Source organism: Microcoleus sp. OTE_8_concoct_300 (assembly GCF_031383065.1).
GTDB lineage: Bacteria > Cyanobacteriota > Cyanobacteriia > Cyanobacteriales > Microcoleaceae > Microcoleus.
Genome location: NZ_JANMZH010000474.1, coordinates 1 through 7,641, shown reverse-complemented (window position 1 = coordinate 7,641; position 7,641 = coordinate 1). Strand labels below are relative to the sequence as shown.

The following is a 7,641-nucleotide window of genomic DNA, read 5'->3' as shown; positions in this document are numbered from 1 at the left end:
TTTTTTTGTGGGCTGGGCCTCCCGCCCGTCTTTTTTGGCGGGGGGGCACGCCCATCCCACAAACTTGTGGAAGTTATTTAATTCTCATTCCTTAGTCAACTCTTCGGACAGTTTTTGATTAGCAACCGTAGAATGGCGGTTTCAAGGGGATCGATATCAGGGCAACCTTTGCCGAGGCAGAATAGGGGAAAACCAAGAGTTTTAGGTTAGGAACTCAAAACGCAAGGGGAGACGATCGTACTGGCGACCTCAGAAATCAATCCGGTTTCTGACTAGATAGCTCGTTAATAAACCTAGGATGTGTGCGAAAAACCAAGTTTCTAGCCCACCCATGAGTACACCCTGAAACTCTCCGGAGTGTTGTGATAATATTATGAGTAATTTGGAGTGTGAAAAAAAGACGATGAGAATCAACAAGCAGCAGCCTAGAATATCTATAAAACCTTCAGTGATTAAAGCTATAGCTCTGTTCTGTCTGTGCTGCTTGTTAACTGCAAGCTGCGGACAGAGGGCTAATCGATCGGTGAATGCGAGCGGCGAAAATGCTAATAAGCGCGTTACTATCGGCACAACCTTAAAATTGCGGACGATCGACCCTGCGGACGCTTACGAAATTATATCAGGGCAACTGCTGCAAAATTTGGGCGATACTCTCTACACTTACAAGTCGGGAACTACTGAGTTAATTCCCCACTTAGCGACAGCACTTCCAAAAGTTAGCCAAGACGGATTGACATATACAATCCCTTTGCGTCAAGGCGTTATTTTTCACGACGACACACCGTTTAACGCCGCAGCAATGGAGTTTTCCTTGCAGCGGTTTATCAAAAATGGCGGCCGTCCGGCTTTCTTGTTAAGCGATGCAGTAGAATCTGTGAAAGCGACGGGCGAATACGAATTAACTTTTCAACTCAAAAAGCCTTTTGCTGCTTTTCCTTCCCTGTTGACATTCGCCGGTACTTGTGCAGTTTCTCCAAAAGCCTACGAGATTGGGGAGGGTAAATTTAAACCCGATACGTTTGTGGGAACTGGACGCTACAAGTTGGCGAAGTACGGCAGCGATTCTCTCAAGTTTGACGTGTTTGACAAGTATTGGGGAGAAAAACCAGTTAATCAAGGAATTGACCTTTTGCTGCTTTCTAGTTCGTCAAATTTGTTCAATAGTTTTCGGACTGGTGGAGTCGATGTGGCTTATTTGTCTCTGGATGCTGACCAAGTTCGCAGCTTGGACGAGGGAGCAAAACAAGGGAAATGGCAGGAAATCTCGGGGGAAAGCAGTACGGTTAGTTACATGACGCTGAATATCAAGTCTCAACCTCTCGACAAGTTAGAAGTGAGACAGGCGATCGCAGCAGCGATGGATCGCCCCCTGATTAACGATCGCGTACTGCGGGGACAAGCACAACCGCTTTACAGTCTGATTCCCACAACATTCGACGTTCAAAAACCGATTTTTAAAGAACTGTACGGCGATGCCAACACTGCAAAGGCTAAGGAACTTTTAACGAAAGCGGGATACTCGGCCGCAAATCCTTTTGTTCTGCAAATTTGGTATCCTTCAGCTTCCACAAAACGAGCTTTAGTGGCGAGTACGATCGAGGCGCAAGCTAAACTCAAAATGGACGGGATAATGCAGGTAGAAATTAACAGCGTTGAATCTCCGACTTTGTTTCAAAATATAGAGAAGGGGATTTATCCTGCCGTTTTAGTTGATTGGTATGCCGACTTTTTCGACGCCGACAATTATATTCAGCCGTTTTTGGATTGTACCACCGGTTCGGCCGCCGGGGGCTGCGAAAAGGGTGCTAGTCAAGGTCAGGGTTCGTTTTATTATAGCGATCGGGTAAATCAACTGATCGACAAGCAACGCAAAGAAGCAAACCCTCAAACCCGCAAAGCCATATTTTCCGAAATTCAAGACATACTGGGTCAAGATGTACCTTTCATCCCTCTTTGGCAGGATAAGGACTATACCTTTGCTCAAAACAGCATCACGGGCGTCCGTCTCGAACCGACGCAATCCTTTCCCTTTTGGTTCCTGAAAAAGCAATAATTCTTTACTAGAATTTTCAGGAATTGAAACGTATAATTATTGCACATTTTGTGCACAATAGGGTGATGATTGTCACAGTTTATTAAAGAGACTGCTCACCCTACCCTCTCAAAAAGTGTGGGATATTATTTAAAGAGAGATCTTGCTGAGGGTGGGTATATGAAACTTGGGATTTTAACAACAACAGGGCTGCTGATTGCGATCGGTTTTGCCTCGGGAGTAAAAGCAGAAAACGTCTCACACGTCAAGCAACTCTTAGAAACTAAAAAATGTAGCAAATGTGACTTGACAGGAGCGCAACTAGCTGGTATGAATCTGAGCGGTGCAGATTTGAGCGGTGCGAATCTGAGGGGTGCAAATTTGAACGGTGCAAATTTGAACGAAGCAAAGCTGAACGAAGCAAATCTGAAACAAGCTAAATTGCAAGGTGCGAGTTTAATTGCGGCTAAAATGCACGGGGCAAATTTGGAGGGTGCTGATTTGAGCCGGGCTAATCTGAGTCTGGCGGGTTTAGTGATTGCCAGTTTGAAAAATACCAACCTCACCAGCGCTAATTTAATCGGGGCTAATTTAGAAAGTGCCGATTTGGCGGGTGCGAACCTGAGAAATGCTCGCCAGTCTGTAGCGAATTTAGCTAATGTCAGCCTCAGAGGCGGCAGTTTGTCGGGAATAGACGTACAGGGAGTCAACTTGCGGGATGCAAATTTGACCAATGCAAATTTGAACGGTGCAAATTTGAACGGTTCGGACTTGACCGGTGCTAATTTAAAGAATGCCAATATGGCAAATGTAGATTTGAAAAACGCTTCTTTGCCGTAGGACGATCGCCAATTGCTATATCAAATTCGGGTGCTTAACCAACTTAATATAATAATGTAGGGGCAATTCTGTAATTGCCCCTACACTTTTAATTGTAGGATTTATCTCGTTTCCGGTCGCTGCGTGGGTCTTTGTTCGCTGTGCGAAGCTTTTCGCTGGTTTCTGCGATTGCTTCATATTTATGATGTCGGATCAATCTTCCTCGTGAGCATCCTGCGGGAAACGGATAATATCATCCTCGCCCAGGTATTCGCCATTTTGGATTTCAATCATCACCAAGGGAATAACGCCTGGGTTTTCCACGCGGTGAGCAGTATTCATGGGAACGTAGGTTGACTGTTTCTGCATGAGAATTGTCTCGTAGTCGTTGCAGATAACTTTAGCGGTACCGGAGACTACAACCCAGTGCTCGCTGCGGTGATAGTGCATTTGGGTGCTGATGTGGTGCCCCGGTTTGACTTCAATGCGATTGATCTTGTAACGATCGCCCGAGTCTATGACTGTAACTTGGCCCCAGTAGCGGGTTTGCGTGCGATCGTCAGTTTTTTCGATTGTGTCCACTGTTTCCCCCATCCTGTTTATCTCGCTAACGGTGTCTGCCCAAATAGCTGTAGTTAAAAGTATAGCAGGGATAGGATCCTCCGTGCGTAAGTGCGATCGGCTTCTGCAACCTTCGCTAACGAGTTCATTCCTGAGTTTTTATCCCAGAATCCAGCTTCATGAGATTAATCGCCATTCGCGAGCATCCACAAACTGAGACAAATGACCCACATTTGTTGTCGCAATCACCACTTCATTGCCTGCATTTACTTCCAATATTGCTTGAGCCGCCAGAATCACATCCCCGTCAAGTGCATGGGAGTCTGCCGTTGGCTTTCCTCTCTTTCGTGCATCCGCCCACAACTGAGCCGCTAGAAGCATTACCTCGGTAGTCAAAGGACGGTAGGGGATTTGCGATTTAAGTTGATCGAGTCGTCTAATACCTGCCGTTTTACCTACACGAATTAATTCGCGCCTCACCTCATAGTCAGCAATTTCAGGAAGCATGACAATGTAACCTTTTAGCGGCAAAGATTGCAGCCAGACTTTACCCTTTTGAGATAAAGGAGAGGCGGCTTTGGGATTTGTAACAATTCCTAAAGGCCCAGAATCTAACAAAACTATTCTGCTCATGGACTATATATGCACCGGGTTTTCTTCTAGTGCTTTGCGGAGAACTTCAGCGGTTTCTGTTTGTTCCTGTTCATCTCCATCATCTACCCAAGACTGTAACAGCTTGCTCAGAGCTTCGTGCTGCTGTAAAGAATCGATAATTTCTGGTTTTTGGTTATCCTCATTTCCTTCCCTTCGCCCCGCTTCCCATAGTCTGCTCTGTACTTGAATCATTCTGAGATTGATACTTTCCTCCTCCGACAGTTTAGTAAAATCTACATTTTCAGGTGTCTCGGCGGGTTCCGACAATCCTGGCTTAACTGTCACAGTTTCCAGAAATAACCTCATCATTTTAAGCAAATTAGGCCAATATTCTCTCGGAGTTTGCTGAATTACACTGAGAAACTCTACCATTTCATTACCAATGCGAATTGCTGGCGCTGAATTTGGTGTCTCTGGGTTTTCAGTGATTAAATCTCGTTCAGACATACTTTTTTTCTCCTCAATCGGATTTATAGGAATTGGCAGGTCGATATCCTGGAATCGAACTCGCCTCTACTTATATTTTAAACAAAAAACGGGGGATGATTCATGGAGATTCTGGGATTTGTTGTAACCGCAGATGTCAGCGGATTAACACAGATGAACGCAGATAAATTTCATCTGCGTACACCTGCGTTCATCTGCGGTTCAAAATAAGCAGTTCGCTGAGTTTCGATGAAATTACTTGCTCAATACACCATCGGGAATTCCTAAAATATCCTCTATGCGAGGCATATCTTCTAAGGCTATTACTCGTCCTTCATTCTCAAAACCCGCAATTTGATCGAAGTTCAAATAGCGATACAAATCACTAGCAAAAGGATCGATTCTTTTTGACACAATGTCGTTGTATTCTTGGACTGTGGGAATTCGACCTAACAGCGAACAAACTGCGGCTAATTCTGCAGAACCGAGGTAAACTTGCGCGTCTTTGCCCATGCGGTTGTTAAAGTTGCGAGTAGAGGTTGAAAATACGGTTGTCGCATCTTTAACGCGCGCTTGATTGCCCATACAAAGACTGCATCCGGGCATTTCTGTACGCGCTCCAGCGGCTCCAAAAATGCTGTAGTAACCTTCTTCTTTGAGTTGCTGTTCGTCCATGCGAGTTGGCGGACAAATCCACAGGCGAGTTTTAACTTCCCCTGCACCTTCCAATACCTTGGCAGTGGCACGGTAGTGACCGATATTTGTCATGCAGGAACCGACAAATACTTCGTCAACCCGATCGCCCGCAACCTCACTCAACAATTTAACATTATCCGGGTCGTTGGGAGCAGCCACAATTGGCTCTTTAATCTCGTTCAGATCGATTTCGATGATTTCAACGTACTCCGCATCAGCATCCGCCTCCATCAGCACCGGATTAGCCAGCCATTCCTCCATCTTCGCCACCCGGCGCATGATAGTCCGCGCATCTTGATAGCCCCGCGCCGCCATGTTTTTCAGCAGCGCGACATTGGAACGAATGTACTCGGAAACAGTCTCCACGCTCAATTTAATCGTGCATCCGGCGCAAGAACGCTCGGCCGTCGCATCGGTCAATTCAAAAGCCTGCTCGACCTTCAAATCTGGCAAACCTTCAATCTCCATAATCCTCCCAGAAAAGATGTTCTTCTTATTCTGTTTCGAGACTGTCAGCAAGCCTTTTTGAATCGCCACATAGGGAATTGCATTCACAACATCCCGCAGGGTTACTCCGGGCTGCAATTCGCCTTTGAACCGCACTAAAACTGATTCCGGCATATCCAAAGGCATGACGCCCAAGGCGGCAGCAAAGGCCACTAATCCCGAACCCGCTGGAAAGGAAATTCCCAAAGGAAAACGAGTGTGAGAATCGCCGCCGGTTCCTACTGTATCTGGCAATAACATTCGATTCAGCCAGGAGTGAATAATGCCGTCTCCGGGACGCAAAGCTATGCCCCCGCGCTGTGACATGAAATCGGGTAATTCATGGTGAGTTTTGACATCTACTGGTTTCGGATAAGCGGCGGTATGGCAGAAACTTTGAATTACCAAATCGGCGCTAAATCCCAAACAAGCAAGTTCTTTCAATTCGTCCCGAGTCATCGGCCCGGTGGTATCTTGGGAGCCGACTGTTGTCATGGCTGGTTCACAAGATGTACCGGGACGGACGCCGGACAAACCGCAAGCTTTCCCTACCATTTTTTGTGCTAAGGTGAAGCCTTTGCCGGTATCGGTGGGAATAGTCGGGCGGGTAAAAATAGTGCTTGGTTCTAGTCCTAAAGCTTCGCGGGTTTTGTCGGTTAAAGTGCGTCCAATTAATAGCGGAATTCGGCCGCCTGCGCGAACTTCGTCTAGAATTGTGTCGGGTTTGAGGGTGAAGGTGGAGATGATTTCTCCGGCTTCGTTGGTAATTTCGCCTTTGTAGGGATGAATGGTAATTACCATTCCTGTTTCCATTTTGGAGACGTCGCATTCGATCGGCAAAGCGCCGGAATCTTCAGCGGTATTGAAGAAAATCGGGGCGATCGCACTTCCTAAAATATAACCGCCACTGCGCTTGTTCGGCACAAACGGAATATCATTGCCAATGTGCCAGAGTACGGAATTAATCGCCGATTTTCGCGAGGAACCGGTGCCGACAACATCACCAACATAGGCTACGGGATGACCTTTTAGCTTCAAATCTGCGATCGTTTGCAAGGTTCCAGGCATCTTACTTTCGAGCATCGCCAAAGCGTGCAGGGGAATATCGGGCCGCGTGGTAGCATGAGGTGCTGGCGACAAGTCGTCAGTATTGGTTTCTCCGGGAACTTTGAAGACTGTAACGGTAATCACTTCCGGCAGTTGGGGGCGGGTGGTGAACCACTCGGCATCCGCCCAAGAATCGATGACCTGCTTGGCGTAGGGATTGGTATCGGATAAAGTCAGAATGTCGTGGAAGGCGTCGAATACTAACAGCGTTTTGCTCAAGGCCCGGGCTGCGGTGGCGGGAATGGCGATTTCGGCAGTGGGATTGAGCAATTCGATTAAAGATTGGACGTTGTAACCGCCCATCATTGTCCCCAGCAGGTAAACTGCCCATTTGGGAGCAATTAGGGGGCTGTGGATTTCGCCTTTAGCAATGCCGGTTAAAAAACCAGCTTTGACGTAGGCGGCGCTGTCTACTCCGGGCGGGACGCGATCGCGCAATAATTCTATTAAGGTTTCTTCTTCTCCAGCCGGCGGATTTTTCAGCAGTTCACACAGTTCCGACGTTTGCTGGGCGTCTAGCGGCAGCGGTGGAATTCCCAAAGCGGCCCGTTCGGCAACGGTACGGCGGTAAGATTCAAGCATTTCTCCTCTCTCCTCGGATAGTATTCGGTGGTTGGCAAGCAGGTGACTTTACTTTTTAGATTAGGAGCTTGGGCTGCACATTGGGTAAAGTACCTCGCTCTTATAAAAACTTAACGCAACTTTAAAAACAGTAGATTGCCATAGCTGGCAAAAGTATAGTCATTTATAGACATGGGAGGCGTCAAGTCCCTCCCCCTTCACTTTTGCTTTAAGCGGATTAACCCGCATTGGCTGAACTACGCAGCTCTCTATCCCATTGCTGAACGCATTTGGGATTG

The 7,641-nt window shown here is 47.0% G+C and carries 6 protein-coding genes; 2 read left to right on the top strand and 4 right to left on the bottom strand.

Annotated elements, in window-relative coordinates:
* Window positions 1-403 precede the first annotated feature (403 nt).
* The gene (locus tag ACUVJL_RS21460) at window positions 404-2,053 is read left to right on the top strand and encodes an ABC transporter substrate-binding protein (RefSeq protein ID WP_445247682.1); all 1,650 of its coding nucleotides are present in this window, start codon (window positions 404-406) and stop codon (window positions 2,051-2,053) included.
* Window positions 2,054-2,212: 159 nt separating this feature from the next.
* Entirely contained in the window at window positions 2,213-2,872 is a 660-nt protein-coding gene (locus tag ACUVJL_RS21455) for a pentapeptide repeat-containing protein (protein ID WP_333135016.1), read from the top strand.
* A 192-nt stretch (window positions 2,873-3,064) separates the two neighbouring features.
* On the opposite strand, the gene ACUVJL_RS21450 is transcribed toward ACUVJL_RS21455, so the two are convergent.
* The 4 genes from ACUVJL_RS21450 to acnB form a co-directional block, all read right to left on the bottom strand.
* Window positions 3,065-3,445, bottom strand: a complete 381-nt coding sequence (locus ACUVJL_RS21450; RefSeq protein ID WP_445247681.1) for a cupin domain-containing protein — start codon at window positions 3,443-3,445, stop codon at window positions 3,065-3,067.
* Window positions 3,446-3,589: 144 nt separating this feature from the next.
* A complete protein-coding gene (locus ACUVJL_RS21445; protein ID WP_445247680.1) occupies window positions 3,590-4,045 on the bottom strand; it encodes a nucleic acid-binding protein in 456 nt (151 codons plus the stop codon).
* 3 nt (window positions 4,046-4,048) lie between these two features.
* Window positions 4,049-4,513, bottom strand: coding sequence for a hypothetical protein (locus ACUVJL_RS21440; protein WP_445247679.1), 465 nt, complete (start codon window positions 4,511-4,513; stop codon window positions 4,049-4,051).
* A gap of 234 nt (window positions 4,514-4,747) precedes the next feature.
* Window positions 4,748-7,363, bottom strand: a complete 2,616-nt coding sequence (acnB, locus tag ACUVJL_RS21435; protein WP_445247678.1) for a bifunctional aconitate hydratase 2/2-methylisocitrate dehydratase — start codon at window positions 7,361-7,363, stop codon at window positions 4,748-4,750.
* Between the last annotated feature and the right edge of the window lie 278 nt (window positions 7,364-7,641).